The 887-nt window shown below is 66.9% G+C and carries 1 protein-coding gene; it reads left to right on the plus strand.

Annotated features, from left to right (window positions below; all coding sequences use genetic code 11):
- Positions 1–887: PPE family protein (locus tag A5714_RS18315; RefSeq protein WP_068287508.1), on the plus strand; the 887-nt coding region annotated here is incomplete at both ends.

An 887-nucleotide genomic window follows, 5' to 3' on the forward strand; every position in this document is an offset into this window, starting at 1 on the left:
GCGGCGAGTGGTTATTCGTCGGTGGTGACGGAGTTGAGCGGCGGTCCGTGGGTGGGGCCGGCGTCGGCGTCGATGCTTAAGGCGGTGACGCCGTATGTGTCGTGGTTGTCGGTGATGGCGGCGATGGCGGAGGAGACGGCGAGTCAGGGTCGGGCGGCGGCGGCGGCGTATGAGGCGGCGTTCGCGATGACGGTGCCGCCGCCGGCGATCGCGGCGAATCGGGTGCTGCTGGCGACGCTGGTCGCCACTAATTTTTTTGGGCAGAACACTCCGGCGATCGCCGCCACCGAGGCCGACTACGGGCTGATGTGGGCTCAGGACGCGGTGGCGATGTATGGCTATGCGGGTGCCTCGGTGTTGGCCTCGGCGCTCGAGCCGTTCCCGGCGCCGCCGAACACCACGACCCCGGACGCCACCACCGACCAGGCCATGGCCGTCTCCCGGGCTGCCACCGAGCCCGCAGGAAATGTCGCACACGCGGCGTCCAACACCGGGTCTCAGCTTGGCGCGGTCGCACCGATGCAGCAACTCGCCACAACCGCTGCCGCGGCCGACGACCCAGGGCCATTCACCTGGCTGCAGAACCTCATTCAGGACCTTATCGGGTTTGGACTTCCCACACCCAACAACAATTTCTTGGGCCTGAATCCCACGTTGTACAACGTAATTTTCAAGCTGACGTCGGGTCTGGCGTACTTCTCGAACGGTATCGCCAACTTCGGCTGGTCGATCGGTCAGCAGCTGACGTTCGGTCCCGGTGGTGCGACGGTGGGTGCTGGTGGTGCGTGGTTCCCGACGCCGCAGTTCGCGTCTTTGGGGTTGGGCAACTTGGGTGGCGTGGGTCATGTCGGCGGGGGTGCGGCGGCGGCGGCTGGTCAGGCAGCTGG

The sequence above is a fragment of the Mycobacterium sp. E2462 genome, from assembly GCF_001672685.1.
Lineage (GTDB): Bacteria > Actinomycetota > Actinomycetes > Mycobacteriales > Mycobacteriaceae > Mycobacterium.